This window comes from Flavobacterium algoritolerans (genome assembly GCF_030010385.1).
Classification (GTDB): domain Bacteria; phylum Bacteroidota; class Bacteroidia; order Flavobacteriales; family Flavobacteriaceae; genus Flavobacterium; species Flavobacterium algoritolerans.
On sequence record NZ_JASCRZ010000002.1, the window covers coordinates 494935 to 517315 of the forward strand.

The 22381-nt window shown below is 33.6% G+C and carries 16 protein-coding genes; 4 read left to right on the forward strand and 12 right to left on the reverse strand.

All coding sequences use genetic code 11. The features are described from left to right. Positions 1–63: 63 nt before the first annotated feature. The 11 genes from QLS65_RS07765 to QLS65_RS07815 all read right to left on the reverse strand — a co-directional run bounded on the left by QLS65_RS07765 (position 64) and on the right by QLS65_RS07815 (position 11482). Complete coding sequence (locus QLS65_RS07765) at positions 64–2595, reverse strand: PIG-L family deacetylase (protein ID WP_282716445.1); 2532 nt, start codon at positions 2593–2595, stop codon at positions 64–66. A 139-nt stretch (positions 2596–2734) separates the two neighbouring features. Continuing rightward, positions 2735–3295 (reverse strand): hypothetical protein, encoded by a 561-nt coding sequence (locus QLS65_RS07770; protein WP_282716447.1) that lies wholly within the window; start codon positions 3293–3295, stop codon positions 2735–2737. A 178-nt stretch (positions 3296–3473) separates the two neighbouring features. Next, the gene (locus QLS65_RS07775) at positions 3474–3980 is read right to left on the reverse strand and encodes a hypothetical protein (RefSeq protein ID WP_282716449.1); all 507 of its coding nucleotides are present in this window, start codon (positions 3978–3980) and stop codon (positions 3474–3476) included. A 176-nt stretch (positions 3981–4156) separates the two neighbouring features. Further along, entirely contained in the window at positions 4157–4474 is a 318-nt protein-coding gene (locus QLS65_RS07780) for a hypothetical protein (protein WP_282712666.1), read from the reverse strand. Between the two features lie 191 nt (positions 4475–4665). After that, complete coding sequence (locus QLS65_RS07785) at positions 4666–6486, reverse strand: hypothetical protein (protein ID WP_282716451.1); 1821 nt, start codon at positions 6484–6486, stop codon at positions 4666–4668. Between the two features lie 112 nt (positions 6487–6598). Further along, positions 6599–7798: an AI-2E family transporter gene (locus QLS65_RS07790; protein WP_282716453.1), complete on the reverse strand. Its 1200-nt coding sequence runs from the start codon at positions 7796–7798 to the stop codon at positions 6599–6601. Between the two features lie 190 nt (positions 7799–7988). After that, positions 7989–8519, reverse strand: coding sequence for a mechanosensitive ion channel domain-containing protein (locus QLS65_RS07795; protein WP_099716316.1), 531 nt, complete (start codon positions 8517–8519; stop codon positions 7989–7991). A 13-nt stretch (positions 8520–8532) separates the two neighbouring features. Further along, positions 8533–9117 carry a Maf-like protein gene (locus QLS65_RS07800; protein ID WP_282716455.1) on the reverse strand — a complete coding sequence of 195 codons (585 nt, stop codon included), beginning with the start codon at positions 9115–9117 and terminating at the stop codon, positions 8533–8535. Continuing rightward, the gene (locus QLS65_RS07805; RefSeq protein ID WP_428831872.1) at positions 9110–9979 is read right to left on the reverse strand and encodes a geranylgeranylglycerol-phosphate geranylgeranyltransferase; all 870 of its coding nucleotides are present in this window, start codon (positions 9977–9979) and stop codon (positions 9110–9112) included. Before QLS65_RS07805 ends, QLS65_RS07800 begins: the two co-directional genes overlap by 8 nt. A 218-nt stretch (positions 9980–10197) precedes the next feature. Further along, positions 10198–10725 (reverse strand): KdsC family phosphatase, encoded by a 528-nt coding sequence (locus QLS65_RS07810; protein ID WP_282712671.1) that lies wholly within the window; start codon positions 10723–10725, stop codon positions 10198–10200. Then, the gene (locus tag QLS65_RS07815) at positions 10709–11482 is read right to left on the reverse strand and encodes a Rossmann-like and DUF2520 domain-containing protein (protein ID WP_282716460.1); all 774 of its coding nucleotides are present in this window, start codon (positions 11480–11482) and stop codon (positions 10709–10711) included. Before QLS65_RS07815 ends, QLS65_RS07810 begins: the two co-directional genes overlap by 17 nt. A 200-nt stretch (positions 11483–11682) precedes the next feature. On the opposite strand from QLS65_RS07815, the gene QLS65_RS07820 reads away from it, so the two are divergent. Then, positions 11683–14889: a cytochrome c biogenesis protein CcsA gene (locus QLS65_RS07820; protein ID WP_282716462.1), complete on the forward strand. Its 3207-nt coding sequence runs from the start codon at positions 11683–11685 to the stop codon at positions 14887–14889. A 53-nt stretch (positions 14890–14942) separates the two neighbouring features. On the opposite strand, the gene QLS65_RS07825 is transcribed toward QLS65_RS07820, so the two are convergent. Further along, positions 14943–16019, reverse strand: coding sequence for a helix-turn-helix domain-containing protein (locus tag QLS65_RS07825; RefSeq protein ID WP_282716464.1), 1077 nt, complete (start codon positions 16017–16019; stop codon positions 14943–14945). Between the two features lie 434 nt (positions 16020–16453). Here QLS65_RS07825 and QLS65_RS07830 point away from each other — a divergent pair, with 434 nt between their 5' ends. The 3 genes from QLS65_RS07830 to QLS65_RS07840 all read left to right on the forward strand — a co-directional run. Continuing rightward, entirely contained in the window at positions 16454–16924 is a 471-nt protein-coding gene (locus QLS65_RS07830) for a T9SS type A sorting domain-containing protein (RefSeq protein WP_282716466.1), read from the forward strand. Further along, positions 16921–17544, forward strand: a complete 624-nt coding sequence (locus QLS65_RS07835) for a hypothetical protein (protein ID WP_282712676.1) — start codon at positions 16921–16923, stop codon at positions 17542–17544. The genes QLS65_RS07830 and QLS65_RS07835 overlap by 4 nt, the downstream gene beginning before the upstream one ends. A gap of 2 nt (positions 17545–17546) precedes the next feature. Then, the coding region (locus tag QLS65_RS07840) for a hypothetical protein (RefSeq protein ID WP_282716468.1) at positions 17547–22381 on the forward strand (4835 nt) is incomplete at its 3' end.

Here is a 22381-nt window from a genome sequence, read left to right on the forward strand (position 1 = left end):
CAAGTACCCAGGTATAATTTTTCTTCCAGGTTTTTATTTTTTTTGTTTCCATTTTAGATTGGGTTAGGGCTTGATTTTTTGTGGAGGAATAGTTTCAGATGATTTTAGTGAAATGATATTGGAAATTAATTTATACGCACCGGTAACGCCTTCAGGCAATTCTCTAAAAAAGCTTAAGCCCGTATAAATATAGTGTCCTTTTCCGTAAGGAGCAATTAGTAAAGCACCATTTTTAGGACTTTCCCCTTTATCGTTTGAAGATAGAATAGGAGTGAAGGCTTTGTCATATTCGCTTGGGTAATACAATCCTTGCTCTTGTTTCCAACCTTGAAAATCTTTAGAAGTGATTTTGTTTGGGAAATTCAAAACGGGATGGTTTGGTGCTAAAAATCGGACTTCGGCATCTTCTTCGGTTACACGGTCGCGGGACAGTTTTAATGGATAAGGTGCAATGTTTTCGGTAATAAGATCACCTGCAGTATTGTACTGAACGAGCATTGTTTTTCCACCTTTTACAAAGTCAAAAAGTATCGTTTGTTTATTTGCTAATGCTGTAACGGTATTGTAAGCACGAACACCAGTCATCACAACATCAAAATTTTCTAATTTTTCGGGTGTTATTTCTTCGGGTTTGATCAGTGTAACGGTGTATCCCAACTGAGTCAAGCTACTAGGAACTTCGTCTCCGGCACCCATAATATATGCAATTCTTTCTTCATTCGTTTTTAAATCTGTTTTGATGCATTTGGCTTCAGCTGATTTTAAAACCTGTTGTTTGGTGATGTGGTCATAATTAATGATGATTTGTTCTTTGTCAAATCGCTTGTTGTCAATTATCGCCACGCTTTTGGCCACAGCTTCTTCAGATTTATTTGGCGCAGTTACTTCAAAATAAACAACTTGCTCAGTTCCCTTTTTTTGGATGTTAAAAGGAATCGATTTTGGAGAAACACCCCAGTTTTGAGGCAGTTCAAGCTGCAGATTTCCTTTTACGGCATCTTTACCCGCTTTAATTTTTACGCCTACATATTTAATTTTGGTATCTTTAAAAAGCAATACTTTGTCCAAAATTGAAGTGGTAACATCAGGAACAATGTCGAGATAATTATACACTTCGCCTTTTACATCGTCATTGTATTTATAAACTACAGTTCGCTCAAATGGGATTTCGATTCCGTTGATTTGAACGTTAAATACCACTTTTGCTTCCCGAATAATATCTGGAATTCCTATATTTTGCTGCTGATTTACGGCGTACATGCCAATGGTTCCGTTTTCTCTTAACCAATACGGTTGTGTGTAGTTAATTGATTCGGGTAACTTTAAATCTAAGTTGATGTTGTTTAGAACATTATTTTTTAATTCGCGGTTTTGAGGAGTGCTTATTTGTTCGGGTAAAGTGGTCACACTCACTAATTGTATTGGCGCTGAACTTCTGTTAATGGCTTCAAGTTTCAGTTTTATAGTGCTACCGGGAGTCGCTTCCTGATTTTGGGCTACGGCTTCAAGATACAAACCGGAACAGGCTGCTATAATTTCTTTTATGGCTGCGGATTTCAGTGGTGCCCAATGATTTTCATCCAAAGCTTTCATCATAGCGTAGGCTTTCGCCAAATTTGGAATACTTGCCGAAGGATTATTGTGGTTGAACTCCGCTGCAATAGTTGTTAATAATTCTCCTATGGCTTTTCCTCCTTTTACTCGGTTCCAAGAGGTGTCAATTCCTTCAAAAAGAGATTTTTTTTCTTTTAAAGCATCTCCATTTATAAACTCTAAATATTCTGTTTCTTCACCACGCGCTCCTGTGCTTCCAAAACCTTGCGATTGATGACGGCTGCGGCTTAATGCTGCTATTTCTTGATTTGATTTTCCTAATCCAGCATAATAAACTCCAGTTTGCAGGGCAATTAAATTCTTTTTATCGGCAGCATTAAATTTTTCGATAGTTCCATAAAACCACCAAGAAGTATTAAAAAACTGGCGTTTGGTTTGCCAAGGTTTTACAAATTGTAATTGTTCCGGAAAAATAGTTGGATCGTTGGCCAGTTCAAAGCTTTCAACACTCAACATTGCCGATGAAGTATGATGACCGTGTGTAGTTCCTGGAGATCGATGATCAAACCTGTTGACAATTACATCGGGTTGAAATTTTCGGATGGCCCAAATAACGTCTGCCAATACTTTTTCTTTATCCCAAATTGCTAATGTTTCTGTTGGGTTTTTCGAAAATCCAAAATCATTGGCACGAGAAAAAAATTGTTCTCCTCCATCAATTTTTCTAGCTTCGATAAGTTCTTGGGTTCTTATTACACCTAATAATTCGCGTAATTGTGTCCCTATTAAGTTTTGACCACCATCACCGCGAGTCAAAGACAAATATCCCGTTCGGGCTTTTTGCTCATTGGATAAATAAGAAATTAATCGGGTATTTTCATCATCAGGATGTGCTGCAATATAAAGTACCGAACCAAGAAAATTAAGCTTTTGGATTTGATTGTAAATTTCAACAGAATTTGGTTTTTGGGGTTGTTGCGCAATTGTTATTTGGCAACATAAAAGAAAGATTAGAATAGCTGATACGTATTTTTTTTGCATTTTTTAAAATTTAATTTGCAGTAACTTCAAATGTAGGAATTAAATAATTTCTTCTGAAATGTTTTGGGTTTTCTTTAATAATAAAAAAGAGAGAGAAAAACCCATTTAGGTTCCCTCTCTCTTTTAAATAATATTGTGATTAATCTCTATCACGTCCGTTTCCGTTACCACGACCATTTCCATGTCCGTTTCCATGTCCGTTTCCATGTCCATTTCCGTTATTTCGGTTATCATGTTTTTTATATTCTCTACGGTCATCATTATCATATCTTCTATGATTATCATTTCCTCGTTGGTTTACATATACTCTACGGTTATTGTTATACCCTATATTTCTTTGTTCTCTTCCATGATATCCTCTGTAATATTTTACTTTATGACTTTTGAAATGGTTGTAAGGTCTTGAACCATGATAATCGTTTAATACTACTTTGTATCCACCATATAAATCATAGTTTCTATATTGGTTTGGTAGGTATCTTGAACGTATCCATCTTCCTCCACCAAAATAAATAAACTGTGTGGCTCTTACGTCATAATAAGCTTCTACATCTGGTAAATAATAATATTCTGCTTCTGCATATCCTACCGGTCCCCAAGATGGAGCAGTACCTATGTTTAAACTTACTGAGACTTGTGCATGTATAGTACTTGATGCAAAAAGTATAATTCCTACGGCGATTAGTTTTAATGTTCTCATTTTTTCAAATATTTAATTAGTAATAATTTTTTTATAATAGCTCGTTATTACGATGCTTTTTGAATAAAACCAACAACTGTGCCAAAACGAAAAAGTTAACATTTAATTAAGGATTAACATGCTAAAAAAAAAGAGCCTCATTGCTGAGACTCTCTTTATTAATGATATGAAATCAGGATTAATGTTTTCCATTTCCATTATTTCCTTTTCCACCTTTGTTCCCGTTTCCGTTCCCATTATTTCCGTTTCCGTTATTCCCTTTATTCCCGTTACTTTGGTATACTTTGTTATTATTCCCACGATTAGAACCGATAGCTTTTTGTGGTTTACCTTTGTATCCTTTGTAATATTTTACTTTATGGGTATTAAAGTTACTGTATGGTCTTGAACCATGATAATCGTTTAAGACTACTTTGTAACCATTGTACAAGTTATAGTTTCTGTATTGATTAGGTAGATTTCTGGAACGAATCCATTTTCCTCCACCAAAATAAATAAACTGTGTGGCTCTGATATCATAATAAGCTTGAATATCCGGTAAATAATAATAATCTACAGCTGAATAACCAGCGGGACCCCAAGCTGGTGGAGTACCTATATTTACATTTACTGAAACTTGTGCTTGCATCGTATTTGCGGATGCAAAAAGTATAATTCCTGCGATGATTAATTTTAATGTTTTCATTTTTCAAAATTTTAATTAGTAATTAATAGATAGTAATTTTTAGTTACTATTTTATCTCTTTATGATAAAGCCAACAATTGTGCCAATATCATATATTTAACATTTTATTGTGTTATTTTACTTCATAAAAAAAGGAAACGAAGGCTCGTTTCCTTTTTCTACAGTTATAAATTTATTTACAATAAAAGGATCAATAAAAGAATAACTATTATAATTGCACCTACAGATAAGTATACACCATTTCCTGTAGATTTTAATTCGGCTTTAATGGCACGTACTTCTTTTCTTAATTCTTTTTTCTCTGAAGAATTTAAAGAAGATTTATCCATTGCTTTTATTTCGTCTAGACGATTAAGCAATACTTTAACTTCAGCAGGAACTTCTTTAGGGTTGTTTGAAACCGAAGTCGGATTTTTTTCTGCAGCTAACATTTGAGTTGGAACAACACTTAATGATAATACCATCATCATTAAATAAAAGGTGATTTTTTTCATTTCTTTTAGAGTTTTAGTTATTAATTTAATACATTATAAAAGTAAGCAATATTAACAGATGAAGTCTTATATAATTATGATATTAAATTATATAATTTACACTATTGAATTATTTTTTTTGCTTTAATGTTTTCAAAATTAGTCCTTTAAAATGGTTTTGTTCAAAATTAAGATTGCCGGACTCGCCTTTGTTATTTGAAAATAACCGTACGTGGCTTGGCTAATTCAAAATCCTGAAAGCCAAAATCAGTGGTTTCAAAAGAGTTGGTTTTGAAAATATTTTCACCATTACCCGGTATGGACGGATAGTATGAAAGTGAAATTTGGAAAGAGCTAAATACTAAAAAATCATTGTTTATTATTAATCCAATCCCAATTTTGGAATATGCTTTATTTTCCAATAATCCTTTTTCGGGATTTCCCAGCATAGCAATTGAATAGTTAAAATAGGGGTTTAGTCGAAATCCCCAAAGATTCCACGGTGCATAGGCTTGAGTTTGCAACGTTAGGATTGCTTTTTCGGTTCCATAATTAGCACTATTAAATCCTTGAATTCCGTAATTTTCATTAATATTAAGTTGGTCACCTATAACATTTACGCGATTGGAACCTATAATTAATTGAGGTTTAACAAATTGTCGTAATTTCCATTTTCCAATACTCATCAAATTAGTAAAGTAATTAGCTTGAAAAGAAAAAGCATTCTGTTTCGTGTTTGATTTTTCAAAAAAAGTACCCAGCTCAAAATTGGCACTTAGAAATCCCCATTTGTAAAAATTTCCAAAAGCTGCCCGAGCTCCTAGATAGTAACGTTCTTGATTGTTTTTATGTTGATAGCCCGAAGTTATTCCAAATATTTTTCCAATGGGTACATCTTCTATAATTCCATTCTTGAAAATATAGCTGTCTTGAACGAATTTTCGGGAGGTGATTCCAATTCCGATTAGCGAAAATTTTTCATCAGAATAAAAATCATTGGGATCGTAATCAATTGTCGGACTCTCCAGGTATTTTACATTCAAAAACCGACCGGCAACTACTAAATTTGTAGTTCTGTCACTCTCCGTATTACTTTTAAAAATCCTAAAGGCACGACCAAACCATACATCCTGTGAGTTGTATTTGAAATTTTGGTAAGCAAAAGCGGCATTACTATCAGGAAGTGTGTCTTTTCTAAACTGTTTGTCAAAATAGATTCCGCCAGCCCATTTTGTAAATGGAGAATAGAACAGGCGTTCAATATTGATACTTTTACCATAATAATCGTCGAAATCTATACGATAATTTACAGTGGTTTTAATGAATGTATTTTTGAAATTCGGAATCGTGTACGCTACGCGATAAGCATTTTTTCCATCACTGAATCTGTTTCTGAATTCATTATTAAATTCATGACCGGAACCCAGAATATTTCTATCGTTCAGTTCAAAACTGCTTCTGGAACTTGATATGGAACCTTTTGGAATTATACTCCACGAATCTAAAACCCGAATGTAAATATCTACGGAATCCTTATTGTTTTGAATCAATTGCGGGCTTACATCCACACGGCTGATATAGCGTTGTGTTCGTATTAAACGCTCAGATTCTTTTACTAATAAGGAATCTAAAGGTTTGTTTTTTTTGATAAGCAATAAATTCTTAATGGCAAGTCTGTTCGTTTTAATGTGAATTCTGTTTCCGGTTCGCTCAGCCCAATTCCTAGCTTTTTTTGCAGTGTCAATTTCGGAATAACCAAAAGGGTCTAATGTAACTATATTGATGTTCCGGATAATTTTCCCTTCAAAGTCTTTGAATTTTTTTGGAACTATTTTTTTCTTTTTGGTTTTTACATTAACTGGTCTGAAAACTAATTTATGAAGAAGTTTTGTAAATTTATTTTTCTTGGAATAGGTCTGGATTTGTTTATACATCCCTGAAGAATCTTTTTCCTTTTTGTCTACTTGAGAAAAAGAAATCTGATGGCAGCAGAAAATCAAAATAATTAGAACCAGTCTTTGTTTTTTAAACATGATAAAAAAATAATTTTAAACATTGTTAACGAAACAAAAGAAAAAATCTTTTAGTATGAGTTCGAATTAACAAAATTCAGAATTTGAATAGTCGAATATACTATTTTAGAAACTATTCATTGGTTTTATTCGCTTCTTTTTCGGTTGTTGTTTCAGTAAATACAGGAACTACAATATCGGTTTTGATGATAGTTTTCTTTGGTGTTGATTCAGAATCAAACAACGGTAATTTAATATTATGCCAGGTATACGTTTTTGGTAAATGATCTCCCATCAGGTATCCCCAAGGTTCTAAAAATTCAATTCTATCAAAAATTACTTTGAGTACTGCGAGAATAGGAAGCGCTAAAAACATACCGGAAACTCCCGCAATTGCGCCACCTATGATAATTCCAATAATCGATACAAACGCGTTTATTTCTACTTTGGAACTTACAATCAAAGGAACTAGAATATTATTATCAATTAACTGAACAATTATGGTAATCACGATTACACCAACAATTATAGATAAATCTGGAGAACCCGTAAGCGAAGCCACAATACTTAGCACTCCTGCAAAAAGTATTCCTATGTAAGGAATCAGATTTAAGATTCCGGTGATAATTCCCAGCAAAATAGCGTATTTCACACCTATAACCATAAATCCAAGCGTTGTCATTGTTGAGACTAAAATCATTTCAATAATTAAACCCACGATGTAACTGTTGATGGCCACTCTTATGTTTGTCAAGATATCTTTCAACTGTTCATGGTTTTCTTTTTTGAACAACTTGGATAAAAACAGTAAAAAATGAGTTCTGTATAAAAGAATTAAAAAAGTATAAATAGGTATCAATGTCAAATTCACCAAAGTATCCGTAAACGACATTAAAGTAGTTCCAATCAACTCTTTTCCTTTTTCCATGGAATCCTCAGTAGCGGTATCAATATATTGCTTCTGTTCCCAAGAACTTAAATGAAAATTATCTCTGATAAATCCTTGAATATTTCGGAGATGAATGTTGATGTTTCTTTCAATTTTATCAAAATCAGCTGCAAAATCACTAATTTGAAATGATAGAAAAACAAAAAGTCCAATGAAAATCAACACAAATAAAATTACTGCCAACATTACCGCCAAAACATGCGGAAAACAGAGTTTTGATTTAAAAAATTGAACGATAGGATACAATAAAATAGCAAATAAAAACGACATCATTATGGGAACCAAAATATCCTGACCGATATAAAATATAAAAGTAAACGCTATTAAACCCAATAAAACCAGGGTTAGTTTGGCATAAAACGGAAATTTTAAGATGTCATTCATATTTTCTTATTTTTTAAATAACGCATTTACCATTCAATCCTGAATCGTACTGTTTTTAATTAACAAATATGAAGAATTAAAGAAATTAAAGTATTATATATTTCTCATCAATAGTTGTAAAATTATCACTTTTAATCAATCGATTTGCAAAATAGAATGAATTGATAATTATATTTTTATAAAATGCTGATTAATCCATGAATTCTTTATCATCAAAATGGTCTTTCAGTATCGAAATTCCTTTTTGCAAGAGCAGATTATTAGGGTAAATGATTTTTTCTCCATCGATGGTTTTTAAATACACATGAAAAGCACCAATATCCTCAATTTCTGCTTCAATGGGGAAATCTTTATCATGGATTTTTATAACGTCACCAATTTTAAACGGAAAAGAAAAAAACAAAATAACACCAGATGTGATGTTACTCAAAATAGACCATTGGGCAAACATCGCAACACCCACAACAGTTGTGATAGATGAAAGTGCAATAAAAATATCTTTGGTCTGGACTCCCCAAATGATTATTAAGGCAATAACCACCAAAATATTGATGAATAAATGAATGTATTTAATCACTAAATTGGTTCTGTGTTCCAGCGTTTGATTCGATTTTGCATAGCTTCGAACCAATTTTGTAGAAAGAATACGGAATAATATCAGCAAAATTCCCAGAATTCCAGTTGCAATCAGTTCTCTTGTGTATTCTTGAAAAAAGGCCATATCCATAATTTAATTACGCTAATTTACTTAAATATTCATATACTTTATCCGTAGGCATTCCCATCACATTTGCATACGAACCTTCAATTTTTGAAACGCCAATAAAACCAATCCATTCTTGGATACCATAGGCTCCGGCTTTATCATAAGGTTTGTAGTTTTCTAAATAATAACGAATCGATTCGTCGCTTAATTCATTGAAAGTGACTTTGGTAACTTCGTGCATTACATCCGCTTTTTCATTGGTTTTAAAACAAACAGAAGTGATTACTTCGTGCGTTGTATTTGACAATGATTTTAAGATTTCAAAAGCATCTTGTTCGTCTTTTGGTTTACCCAAAGCGGTATTGTTATGCCAAACGATGGTGTCGCTGGTTACCAGAATTTCATTCGGTTTTAACTCTCCTTCAAAAGCGCTTGCTTTCAGTACAGCTAAATAATTAGTGATTTCCTCTGCTTTCAATTCTGGAGGATAAATTTCCTCAATTTCTTTCAATCGAATTTCAAAATCCAAGTCTAAATCCTTGAAGAATTGCTGGCGTCTTGGTGAACCCGAAGCCAGAATTAAAGTGTATTTTTTTAATTTATTTTTAAGCATTGTATTTTATATTTAAACTTATAACAACAACAGACAGAATTCCAAATAACAGAATCCATTTTAACAGCAAACTCAGCGCATGAAACTCTTTTTTGGATTTTGCAGTCCAAATTTTCACGGTGAAATAAAACAATGGTCCCACGACAAAAAGCAATAAATATACAGTTGTAAATACTAACTCAAGTAGGTATTTATTGATGTAATACAACATGAAAAGAATAGGAATAAAGCTCAGTCCAAAAACTATTTTTGCAGTTCTGGATTTGCCTATTGCAATTGGTAATGTGTTCATTCCTTGGTTGTAATCACCATCAACATCTTCTAGATCTTTAACAATTTCTCTCATAAAATTAAGAAAGAAAGTGAATAGGGCGTAATCTAAAAGAATAGAAAAAACAACTCCCAATTGCTGTTGGTTTCCTTCATGAATCGTTGGAAATAAATCAAAAATCCCAATGATAATCACACTAAAAGAAAGCAACAATGCCACAATAACATTACCAATAATCATCATTTGTTTCAGACTTGTAGCATACAAATAAAGCGTCGCGGCAATTAGAATAAAAATAGACGCAAAGCCCGGTTTTACTATAACATTTGATAAATAAAAGCCAATAGCCACACCAGTAACAGTAAGACCAATGTATAGATTATAGGCATTGGTTTCAGAAATGGTTTTGCCTACAATTACATTGCTCGGTTTGTTTATAGTATCTGTGTTTTGATCAAAAATATTATTGATGACATATCCACCTGCAGCGATTAAAATGGTTGATAAAACCAATAATCCATATTGCCAATCAGCTAATGCCAAAGGAATATTCTGAAATTTAAAAAAAACATACCGGAAAATTAGCTGCATAAAAGCAAGCATCAGTAGGTTCTGGTATCGGATTAGTTTAAGGAACTTCATATTTAGTTTTCAGTGTTCAGTTTTTCAGTGTTCAGATTAGAGGATCTAGTATTCAGGGGTCATTTCTTATGGTTTATGTAAAATTCAGTGTTCATAAAAAAATAGAACTAAATTACTTTTTAATAATCATTGCAACTGATTACTAAAAACTGACGACTGATTACTAATTAATCGTGTTTCCCATCAAAATGAGCCATCCATTTCCCTTGCGCTTTCATCACTTGTTCGATAACATCACGAGCAGCTCCTTTTCCTCCGTTTTTGTGTGAAATATATCTGGAAATAGCTTTGATTTCAGGGCTTGCATCCTGAGGACAAGCGGGTAATCCTACTAATTTCATCACGTGATAATCAGGAATATCATCTCCCATGTACAAAACGTGTTCTGGATTGATATTGTAAACATCGGTATATTCATCAAATGTTTCTACTTTATTTGGTATACCTAAATGAATATCTGTAATTCCTAGATTACGTAATCTAACGCGCACACCTTCGTTGCTTCCTCCCGAAATAATACAAACATTATAACCGCTTTCTACGGCAGCTTTCATTGCATAACCATCACGAATATTCATGGTACGAAGAATTTCCCCTTCATTGGTTACAAAAACAGAACTGTCAGTAAGTACGCCGTCTACGTCAAATATAAACGTAGTAATATCATTCATTATTTCTTTATAACTTTTTGCCATTATGTTGTATAGATTGTGTTAGTGTTTTGTAAATTGCGAGGTGATTTTCTTTGGATAAAAAAGCTTCATGTGCTTCGATAGTTGCAGTATCATTGCGTTTAGCCGGTCCAGTTTGAGCTTCTGACGGCGAAAGTAACATTATTTTTTGAGCTGTTTCTGTAATTAAAGGATTTAAAATTTCAAAAGGAACCTGATGCTCCTGACAAATTTCCTGACCTATTTGGTACAAATGATTCGTAAAATTATTGACAAAAACCGCTGCAACATGCAAGGCTTTTCTCTGTTCGGAGTTGATAGCAAATATTTTATCAGAAATTGATTTGGCTACTTTATCCAATAATTGATAATCGGTTGCATTTTCGCTTTCTAAACATATTGGAATAGTTCTGAAATCTACTGGCTTGTTTTTAGTAAAAGTCTGTAAAGGATAGAAAACACCTTTTCGATTATTGTCATCCAAAACATTCAAAGGAACACTTCCCGAGGTATGAACCACCAAGCGATTTTTGAAAGGAAGTTGCGAGGAAATAGCAGCAATGGCATCATCAGAAATCGCAATAATATACAAATCTGCTTCAATCAAAGTATTTAAATCATTTGTAATCTGACTTAAATCGAGTAGGTGAGAGACGCTTTCTATTTGTCTTGAAAAAACTTGAACCAATTCGATTTCAGCTCCCATTTTTTGGGAATTTTGAAATGCTGCAATCAAATGTTGTGCTACATTTCCTGAACCAATAATAATTACTTTAGTCATTTGACAAAATTAGCAAAAAAATATTAAGAGTTTTATTCAATTTTGGATTGGCTAATAAACTGTAACTCCAATTAAAATATACTTTTATTCCAAAAAACGAAGCTACTTAATTTTGGATTAAATTAACAAATGTGCGAATATAGAAGTCAACATTTTTAAGTACTTTTGTGGCACTTTTATAAAAACATAATCCCTTAAAAATGGATAAAAAAATATTTTCTTTTTTGTTTTCTACTCGATTAATGGCTTTTTTATTTATTGTATATGCGGTTTCCATGGCTACTGGAACTTTTATCGAAAGCAAATACAATACCGACACAGCAAAAATTTTAATTTATAACTCATGGTGGTTTGAGGCCATACATGTATTTTTCATGATTAATTTCATTGGAAATATCAAGCGTTATCAGTTATTAAAAAAAGAAAAATGGGCTACTTTATTACTGCATTTGTCATTTATCTTCATTATTGCCGGTGCATTTGTTACCCGTTACATCAGTTATGAAGGGATGATGCCTATTCGCGAAGGCGCTGCTGAAAATCAAGTTTTTTCAGATAAAACGTTCCTGACTGTTTTTGCAGACGGGGAATATAAAGGAGAAATGAAACGCAGGGTTTTTGAAAAGCAAGTATTGCTTTCTCCTGCGACTAACAATGATTTCAGTATTTCAGGTAAATTTGCAGATACACCATTTGAAGTAGAATATGAAAACTTCATCATGGGTGCCAAAGAATACATTAAACCAAATCCTAATGGAACTGTATTTTTAAAAATTGTAGAAGCTGGAGACGGAGGTCGTCACGAGCATTTTTTGAAAGACGGTGAAGTTCAAAATATTCATAATGTATTATTTGCTCTAAATAAATTTACTGATGGAGCCATAAATATCAATACAACAGGAAGCGCCTATACGATTCAAACGCCTTTTGAAGGGAACTTCATGAGAATGGCTGATAAATTGCAGGGTAAAGTCATTAAGGATAGTGCACAACCATTGATGATGCGTTCGCTGTATTCTATTGGCGAAATGCGATTTGTATTTCCTGATCCTGCGGTAAAAGGTGTTGTTGATTATGAATCGGAAAATGATTTTAAAGCAAAGAATCATGAAGATGCATTAACTGTAAAAATCTCTGCCGAAGGTCAAGAAAAAACAGTTACTGTTCTAGGTTCCAAAGGTAAATTAGGAGATTCAAAAACAGTGAAAATAGGAAAAATCGATTATACTTTTTTCTACGGAAGTAAAGCCTACGTTTTGCCATTCAAGATAAAATTGAATGATTTTATTGCGCAGAAATACCCAGGAACAGAGAAAAGTTATTCTTCATTTGAGAGTATAGTTACTGTTCAAGACAAAGAATCATTTGATGCCAGAATATTTATGAATAACGTTTTGGATTATGATGGATACCGCTTTTTTCAATCGGGTTTCGATCCTGATGAAAAAGGAACTATTCTATCTGTAAACCACGATTTCTGGGGAACTGCAATTACTTACAGCGGTTATTTTATGCTGTATTTTGCAATGATGGCGATTATGTTTACTAAATATTCTCGTTTTGCGGATATTAAACGCAAATTAGAAGTTGTAAAAATGAAGAAATCTAAACTCTTGACGATTCTGATTTTGTTGTTCAGTTTCAATAGTTATGCGCAAGAACAAGAACACAATCACGCAGATCATGAAGGTCACGCTCATACCGAAGCTGAGGCTGCACCTGCAACACATGCCAATCACACTAAAAAAGTATTGAGTCAAGACGAACTGAATGCTTTGATTACTAAATATAAAGTTCCAGAAGTACATGCTGCAAAATTTGGTAGACTTGTAATTCAAGACGGTGGTGGTAGAATGAAACCTATCAATACGTTTTCTTCTGAATTGTTGCGAAAAGTAAGTCAAAGCGATTCTTATAATGATATGAATTCAGACCAAGTTTTCTTATCGATGACTCAATATGCCAGTTATTGGATAGAAATTCCAATTATCTATTTAAGAAGAGGTAACGACAGTTTAAGAAAAATAATCGGTGTTGATAAGAAAGCTAAATTTGCACCTTTTGTAGCTTTCTTTGATGCTAAAGGGAATTATAAACTTTCTAAATATTTAGAAGAATCATTTAAATCGGCTAACCCCAATCAATTTGAAAAGGATTTTATCGAAACAGATAAAAGAGTAAACTTGATGGAATCTGCGTTAAGCGGACGAATATTGAAAATTTTCCCTATTCCGGAGAATAAAAATAATAAATGGATTTCTTACTTAGAATTGAACGAATCGGGATTGAAAGGAATGGAAGCTACGTATACTAAAAACGTACTGCCCTTGTATTTTGGTTCGTTAGCTAATGCTTCTGTTTCTAATGATTATAAAACTGCTGATGAATTACTGGAAAGTATGAATGGTTTCCAAAAACGTTTTGGCAGTAAAGTGAGACCAAGTGAAGAAAGAATTACATCAGAAGTACTGTATAATAAATATGATGTTTTCAATAAACTTTTCTATTGGTATGTTTTAGCGGCGATTTTGATGTTGTTTTTTACGATTTTGCAAATCTTCAAAGAGCGCAAAGTATTAGCTATAACAGTAAATACAATGCATATTATTATAGGATTATTATTTGCATTGCATACTGTAGGCTTAATTGCCCGTTGGTATATTTCCGGTCACGCACCTTGGAGTAATGCCTATGAATCGATTATATATATTGCTTGGGCTACCATGTTTTTTGGTTTGGCTTTCGACAGAAAATCAAAACTTACTGTGGCTTCATCAGCTTTTGTAACCGCAATGATTCTTTGGGCTGCAAATCTAAACTGGATTGATCCTGAGATTGCAAATCTGCAACCAGTTTTAAATTCGTATTGGTTGATGATTCACGTTGCAGTAATTGTAGCTAGTTATGGCCCGTTTGCATTAGGATTTATTTTAGGAGCAGTTTCATTGTTGCTGATTTTGTTTACCAATGAAAAAAACAAAGCCAAAATGGATTTGAATATTCAGGAAATCACTTATATCAATGAATTAGCATTAACGATAGGTTTGATAATGTTAACTATTGGAAACTTCCTGGGCGGACAATGGGCCAATGAGAGTTGGGGACGTTATTGGGGATGGGATCCAAAAGAGACTTGGGCCTTGATCAGTATTATGGTCTATGCTTTTGTAATTCATGCTCGATTTGTACCTTCTTTACGTGGAAAATGGATTTTCAATTTGATGAGTATGTTTGCTTTTATATCTATTTTATTCACCTATTATGGTGTGAATTTTCACTTGGTAGGATTGCATTCGTACGCAAGTGGAGAAGCGCATTCATTGAATTGGATATGGTATTCATTAGGAGCAATAACTTTATTTGGAGCTATTTCCTATCCAAAATATAATAAGTATTATAAGAAATAAGATTTAATTATTTCATCATAAAAAAGGTTCAACTTAATAAGTTGAACCTTTTTTTATTCCTCAATTTCTGTTTTATTTATTTTGTAATATTCTAACGGAGATATACCTGCAATTTCTTTGAAACTTGTAAAAAACGGATTGTATGAAGTAAATCCAACTTTTTTTGATAATGAATCTAAAGTATTATTTTTTAAATAGTTTAACTCAATCTGTTTGATGGCATCATGTATACGAATTACTTTTTTATATTCCGAGAAAGAAATTGTTGAATGGTATTTAAATAAATATGAAATATGACTTTTGGGGATTTGTAAGCTGTTAGCTAAATCGGTTATTGTCAAATTTGCATTTCTAAATAATTCAAATTTTAATGAGATTCTCTCAATTTCCTTGATATACTCAACAATGTTTGGACCTATTTTTTCTTTAAGAATTAAATGTTGGCTATTATTTAATTCAATATCAGGAGTCATTTTCCAAATTTCATTCAGTACCAAACAGTTGTTTTTATTCTCATTGATCTTTTGGTGTAATACATTATAGCCATAAAGAATTTCAGGAGAAATTAATATTTTAAATAAAATAGTTAACCAAATTATAGCAGATATCCACTGATAGCTATGTCCTTTTATACTTTCACCGAAATATATTTCCATGAAGATTGATATAAAAAGTCTTGATATAGTTAGTGCAAGCGCAATAAATAAAAATAGTGTCCAGCTTTTAATTAATTTATTTTGCTTTTGAATTACTTTGACTTCGCCTTTTCTAGTCCAAATTTTAGACTTTAAGAATCGAAAGCATAAAATGATATAGGTTACAGCAAAAACAAAAAACAGCACACATAAAATAATTTCTATCTGTTCAGAATCAAAATGATTACGATTAATTGAAAAGATAAAAAACGACACCGGAAAGATAAAATGCAGTAGCTCCTTTGAATTAATTGTCTTTCTATTTTCAGATAAATTTTTAAAATACAGATAGCAAATGGGTATAGCGACTAATGATAGGTTTGAATATTTAAAATAAGTATTTTTAAGTGATGGGTCGAAAATGAAATAGGTTAAACTAGATAAGAAGAAACGCAATGAAATTATAAATATCAATAGAATTATGTATAAGTTCATAATTCTATTGGATTTATAATTTACAAAGATTAGTAGAGTAGTCACAAAACCAATTATACCAATAATAAAACAGAGTAAATTTATTACCATTTAATTCAATGTATTAAAGTGAAAGAACGTCTTTTTCCTTTATTGACAAAATACTATTTAGATATATTTTTTTAATTTTCTTTAACATGGTATCAAATATATTCTTTTTGTATGATTATTTGATTAATAAAACGAGGAAAATATTTATTTATTACCTATAAAATCTTACAAATAGGAATTAGCTTTTCTCTTGCTTTTTCTTTTAGTTATTTTTTAGCTACTTCTATAAGCTGAAATTATTTTTTAGTTACTAATAATTGAAAAGTTATTACTGATTAGCTTTCTTTTTTGTCATATCGATAAACGGTAAATAAACATGATTAAATTCGGTAAAATTAATTTATATGAGGTATTTACTTATTTTTTTTACAGTAACATTTCATGGGCAAGTTCTGCATCATCAAATGCTGTCATCACAAGGAATGACAAAAAAAATATCTGATGGTTCAGTTGTAACACAGTCTATTGGACAACAAAGTCTTATTGGTTTGTCTAATAATAAGTTTGTAGTTATACAGGGATTCCAACAAAGTATTTGGGGTAAATACATTTCATCAAATTTAATTGATGAGATGAAAACTACAACTTTCCCAAATCCATTTACACAAACTATTAATTTTCAATTTTCCAAAACCATTGCTGAAGTTGTCAATGTAAATATTTTCGACATAAGCGGTCGTTTAGTTTTTTTTAAAGATATAAAGCCCAATAATACTATTTTAACGATTGATTTGTCTTCGTTACCAATCTCAGAGTATTTAGTTCGACTTAGTTCATCCAACTTTAGTTATTATACCAAAATCATTAAAATATGAAAATAAACTACTTTTTTTTTATTGTTTTTCTTGTATCATATCAGGTTTTTTCTCAAGAAATTTATTTCAAAACAGGAAAAAACTTTACAAAATATGATTTTAAAGATTCTTCTGGTCAATCAAATTCGTATCTACAAAGTGGAGTAGGTAATTTTTTTGAAATAGGCATTTCTAATCCGTTGCACAACAAATTCTCTTATGCAGTTGGATTTTCTTTAGATGACTACAATGCTATAGGTGACTATTCTAACATTTCTTACCGTTGGGATACAAAATATTTAGGTATAAACAGCGAATTAAATTATTCAGTTTTACCATCCTCAATTAAAAAGATTAATTTTTTTCTAAAAATAGGATTAAAAGGGTCAACAATTATTTATGGTAAACAGGGAATCGATGGCGTTTATCACGATTTAGTAAAGCATAAGGAATTTTCAGGACTTGTGCTTGTTCCTCACATAGGATTTCTCGCTAAATATAGTATACCCTCTTTTGGATCTTTAAGTGTTGGTTATAATTATAGCAAAAGTTTATATAATTCGAATGTCAATGGTGAGAAATTATCATTTGAAACAAATCATGTTCAATTAGGAATCCACTTTAATATTAACGAAAAATAATTATGAAAAATTTAATCATACTTTTTATACTTTTATTAGGTGCAAAAAATTTTGGACAAACCAAAGGGATTAGCTATCAAGCTGTAATTCTTAATGCTAAAGGGGAACAATTACCAGGGGTAAATAACGTCAATGCACCGCTTGCCAATAGTAATGTTTGCATGTTATTTAAATTTTTTGATGAGTATTCTAAATTGGAATATCAAGAAGTTGTCCAGATTAAAACAGATCAATTTGGGATGGTTAACTTAATAATTGGTGGAGGATTACAAACTGGAGGATACGCTCTATCTTTTGATACTGTAATTTGGGATAGCTTAAAGAAAACTTTGGTAGTTTCTATTAATACCGATGGAAGTTGTTCTGCTTTTTCAGAAATTAGTAATCAGCCACTAAATTATGTCCCTTTTGCCTATTCGGCTACAAATGCAACAAATGTAACTGGTGTAGTGGCTATTACTAATGGAGGGACAAATGCGACCTCGCTTTTGGGTGCAAAAATAAATTTCGGTATTGATAAAGTTGATAATACTAGTGATTTAGATAAACCCTTAAGTATAGCTGCGGTAAATGAATTTAGTTTTAAGGAAAATTTATCTAATAAGAGTACGAACATCATAACTGATGGCGCATCAGATGTGAAATATCCAAGTGTAAAATCAGTTAAGGATTATGTAGATGCATTGGCTACACCGAGTTCAACAGCATTAGCATCGGAAGTATCTCGTGCTACGACTGCTGAAGCGACATTGACTGCTAATTTAGCAACTGAAACAACTCGTGCTACGACTGCAGAAGCAAGCAAAGAAGCTTTGGCAAACAAAAGTACAAGTGTAAGTACTGATGGAACATCCGACACGAAATACCCAAGTGTAAAATCGGTTAAGGATTATGTTGACGCTTCGACTACATCAGGTTCTACTGCATTAGCGTCTGAAATATCTCGTGCTACGACTGCAGAAGCAACATTGACTGCTACTATAGCAACTGAAGTATCTCGTGCTATTACAGCAGAAGCAAGCAAAGAAGCTTTGGCAAACAAAAGTACAAGTGTAAGTACGGACGGAACTTCTGACACGAAATACCCAAGTGTAAAATCGGTTAAGGATTATGTTGACGCTTCGGCTGGATCAGGTTCAACGGCATTAGCATCTGAAATATCTCGTGCTACAACTGCTGAAACGACTTTGACAACAAATTTAGCATCAGAAGTATCTCGTGCTACGACTGCAGAAGCAACATTGACAACAAATTTAGCAACTGAAACAACTCGTGCTACTACAGCTGAAGCCAGTAAAGAAGCTTTGGCAAACAAAAGTACAAGTGTAAGTACAGATGGAACTTCTGATATAAAATACCCAAGTGTAAAATCAGTTAAAGATTATGTTGATGCTTCGACTACATCAGGTTCAACTGCTTTAGCATCTGAAATATCTCGTGCTACAACTGCTGAAACGACTTTGACAACAAATTTAGCAACTGAAACAACTCGTGCTACGACTGCAGAAGCCAGTAAAGAAGCTTTGGCAAACAAAAGTACAAGTGTAAGTACAGATGGAACTTCTGATATAAAATACCCAAGTGTAAAATCGGTTAAGGATTATGTTGATGCTTCGGCTACATTAGGTTCAACGGCATTAGTAACTGAAATATCTCGTGCTACAACTGCTGAAACAACTTTGACAACAAATTTAGCATCAGAAGTATCTCGTGCTACGACTGTTGAAGCGACATTGACTGCGACTATAGCAACTGAAACAACTCGTGCCATAACAGCTGAAGCAAGCAAAGAAGCTTTGGCGAACAAAAGTACAAGCGTAAGTACAGATGGAACATCCGATACGAAATACCCAAGTGTAAAATCGGTTAAGGATTATGTTGACGCTTCGACTACATCAGGTTCAACTGCGTTAGCATCAGAAGTATCTCGTGCTACGACTGCAGAAGCCAGTAAAGAAGCTTTGGCAAACAAAAGTACAAGTGTAAGTACAGATGGAACTTCTGATATAAAATACCCAAGTGTAAAATCGGTTAAGGATTATGTTGATGCTTCGGCTACATCAGGTTTAACGGCATTAGTAACTGAAATATCTCGTGCTACAACTGCTGAAACAACTTTGACAACAAATTTAGCATCAGAAGTATCTCGTGCTACGACTGTTGAAGCGACATTGACTGCGACTATAGCAACTGAAACAACTCGTGCCATAACAGCTGAAGCAAGCAAAGAAGCTTTGGCGAACAAAAGTACAAGCGTAAGTACAGATGGAACATCCGATACGAAATACCCAAGTGTAAAATCGGTTAAGGATTATGTTGACGCTTTGACTACATCAGGTTCAACTGCGTTAGCATCAGAAGTATCTCGTGCTACGACTGCAGAAGCAACATTGACTGCTACTATAGCAACTGAAACAACTCGTGCTACGACTGCAGAAGCAAGCAAAGAAGCTTTGGCAAACAAAAGTACAAGTGTAAGTACAGATGGAACATCCGACACGAAATATCCAAGTGTAAAATCGGTTAAGGATTATGTTGATGCTTCGACTACATCAGGTTCAACGGCATTAGTAACTGAAATATCTCGTGCTACGACTGTTGAAGCGACATTGACTGCTAATTTAGCAACTGAAGTATCTCGTGCTACTACAGCTGAAGCGAGTAAAGAAGCTTTGGCGAACAAAAGTACAAGTGTAAGTACAGATGGAACATCCGACACGAAATACCCAAGTGTAAAATCGGTTAAGGATTATGTTGATGCTTCGACTACATCAGGTTCAACGGCATTAGCAACTGAAATATCTCGTGCTACAACTGTTGAAACGACTTTGACTACAAATTTAGCATCAGAAGTATCTCGTGCTACGACTGCAGAAGCAACATTGACTGCGACTATAGCAACTGAAACAACTCGTGCTACTACAGCTGAAGCGAGTAAAGAAGCTTTGGCAAACAAAAGTACAAGTGTAAGTACAGATGGAACTTCTGATATAAAATACCCAAGTGTAAAATCAGTTAAAGATTATGTTGATGCTTCGACTACATCAGGTTCAACTGCTTTAGCGTCTGAAATATCTCGTGCTACTACAGCTGAGGCTACTTTGACAACAAATTTAGCATCAGAAGTATTTCGTGCTACGACTGAAGAAGCCAACAAAGAAGCTTTGGCAAACAAAAGTACAAGTGTAAGTACGGACGGAACTTCTGACACGAAATACCCAAGTGTAAAATCGGTTAAGGATTATGTTGACGCTTCGGCTGGATCAGGTTCAACGGCATTAGCATCTGAAATATCTCGTGCTACAACTGCTGAAACGACTTTGACAACAAATTTAGCATCAGAAGTATCTCGTGCTACTACTGCTGAAGCTACATTGACTGCTACTATAGCAACTGAAGTATCTCGTGCTACTACAGCTGAAGCAAGCAAAGAAGCTTTGGCGAACAAAAGTACAAGCGTAAGTACAGATGGAACATCCGACACGAAATACCCAAGTGTAAAATCGGTTAAGGATTATGTTGATGCTTCGACTACATCAGGTTCAACGGCATTAGCAACTGAAATATCTCGTGCTACGACTGCTGAGGCTACTTTAACAACAAATTTAGCATCAGAAGTATCTCGTGCTACGACTGCTGAAGCTACATTGACTGCGACTATAGCAACTGAAACAACTCGTGCTACGACTGCAGAAGCCAGTAAAGAAGCTTTGGCAAACAAAAGTACAAGTGTAAGTACAGATGGAACTTCTGATATAAAATACCCAAGTGTAAAATCGGTTAAGGATTATGTTGATGCTTCGACTACATCAGGTTCAACGGCATTAGCAACTGAAATATCTCGTGCTACAACTGCTGAAACGACTTTGACAACAAATTTAGCATCAGAAGTATCTCGTGCTACGACTGCAGAAGCAACATTGACAACAAATTTAGCAACTGAAACAACTCGTGCTACTACAGCTGAAGCGAGTAAAGAAGCTTTGGCAAACAAAAGTACAAGTGTAAGTACAGATGGAACTTCTGATATAAAATACCCAAGTGTAAAATCAGTTAAGGATTATGTTGATGCTTCGACTACATCAGGTTCAACTGCTTTAGCGTCTGAAATATCTCGTGCTACAACTGCTGAAACGACTTTGACAACAAATTTAGTATCAGAAGTATCTCGTGCTACTACTGCTGAAGCGACATTGACTGCTACTATAGCAACTGAAACAACTCGTGCCACTACAGCTGAAGCGAGTAAAGAAGCTTTGGCAAACAAAAGTACAAGTGTAAGCACAGATGGAACATCCGACACGAAATACCCCAGTGTAAAATCGGTTAAGGATTATGTTGATGCTTCGACTACATCAGGTTTAACAGCATTAGCATCTGAAATATCTCGTGCTACTACAGTTGAGGCTACTTTGACAACAAATTTAGCATCAGAAGTATCTCGTGCTACTACAGCTGAAGCGAGTAAAGAAGCTTTGGCAAACAAAAGTACAAGTGTAAGTACAGATGGAACTTCTGATATAAAATACCCAAGTGTAAAATCGGTTAAGGATTATGTTGATGCTTCGGCTGGATCAGGTTCAACAGCATTAGCATCTGAAATATCTCGTGCTACAACAGTTGAGGCTACTTTGACAACAAATTTAGCATCAGAAGTATCTCGTGCTACTACAGCTGAAGCGAGTAAAGAAGCTTTGGCAAACAAAAGTACAAGTGTAAGTACAGATGGAACTTCTGATATAAAATACCCAAGTGTAAAATCGGTTAAGGATTATGTTGATGCTTCGGCTGGATCAGGTTCAACAGCATTAGCATCTGAAATATCTCGTGCTACAAC

Excerpts from the sequence above, each read along its gene's own strand:
- QLS65_RS07765 (WP_282716445.1), bottom strand. The coding sequence starts at position 2,595 with ATGCAAAAAAAATACGTATCAGCTATTCTAATCTTTCTTTTATGTTGC.
- QLS65_RS07770 (WP_282716447.1), bottom strand. The coding sequence starts at position 3,295 with ATGAGAACATTAAAACTAATCGCCGTAGGAATTATACTTTTTGCATCA.
- QLS65_RS07775 (WP_282716449.1), bottom strand. The coding sequence starts at position 3,980 with ATGAAAACATTAAAATTAATCATCGCAGGAATTATACTTTTTGCATCC.
- QLS65_RS07780 (WP_282712666.1), bottom strand. The coding sequence starts at position 4,474 with ATGAAAAAAATCACCTTTTATTTAATGATGATGGTATTATCATTAAGT.
- QLS65_RS07785 (WP_282716451.1), bottom strand. The coding sequence starts at position 6,486 with ATGTTTAAAAAACAAAGACTGGTTCTAATTATTTTGATTTTCTGCTGC.
- QLS65_RS07790 (WP_282716453.1), bottom strand. The coding sequence starts at position 7,798 with ATGAATGACATCTTAAAATTTCCGTTTTATGCCAAACTAACCCTGGTT.
- QLS65_RS07795 (WP_099716316.1), bottom strand. The coding sequence starts at position 8,519 with ATGGCCTTTTTTCAAGAATACACAAGAGAACTGATTGCAACTGGAATT.
- QLS65_RS07800 (WP_282716455.1), bottom strand. The coding sequence starts at position 9,117 with ATGCTTAAAAATAAATTAAAAAAATACACTTTAATTCTGGCTTCGGGT.
- QLS65_RS07805 (WP_428831872.1), bottom strand. The coding sequence starts at position 9,979 with ATGCAGCTAATTTTCCGGTATGTTTTTTTTAAATTTCAGAATATTCCT.
- QLS65_RS07810 (WP_282712671.1), bottom strand. The coding sequence starts at position 10,725 with ATGGCAAAAAGTTATAAAGAAATAATGAATGATATTACTACGTTTATA.
- QLS65_RS07815 (WP_282716460.1), bottom strand. The coding sequence starts at position 11,482 with ATGACTAAAGTAATTATTATTGGTTCAGGAAATGTAGCACAACATTTG.
- QLS65_RS07820 (WP_282716462.1), top strand. The coding sequence starts at position 11,683 with ATGGATAAAAAAATATTTTCTTTTTTGTTTTCTACTCGATTAATGGCT.
- QLS65_RS07825 (WP_282716464.1), bottom strand. The coding sequence starts at position 16,019 with ATGAACTTATACATAATTCTATTGATATTTATAATTTCATTGCGTTTC.
- QLS65_RS07830 (WP_282716466.1), top strand. The coding sequence starts at position 16,454 with ATGAGGTATTTACTTATTTTTTTTACAGTAACATTTCATGGGCAAGTT.
- QLS65_RS07835 (WP_282712676.1), top strand. The coding sequence starts at position 16,921 with ATGAAAATAAACTACTTTTTTTTTATTGTTTTTCTTGTATCATATCAG.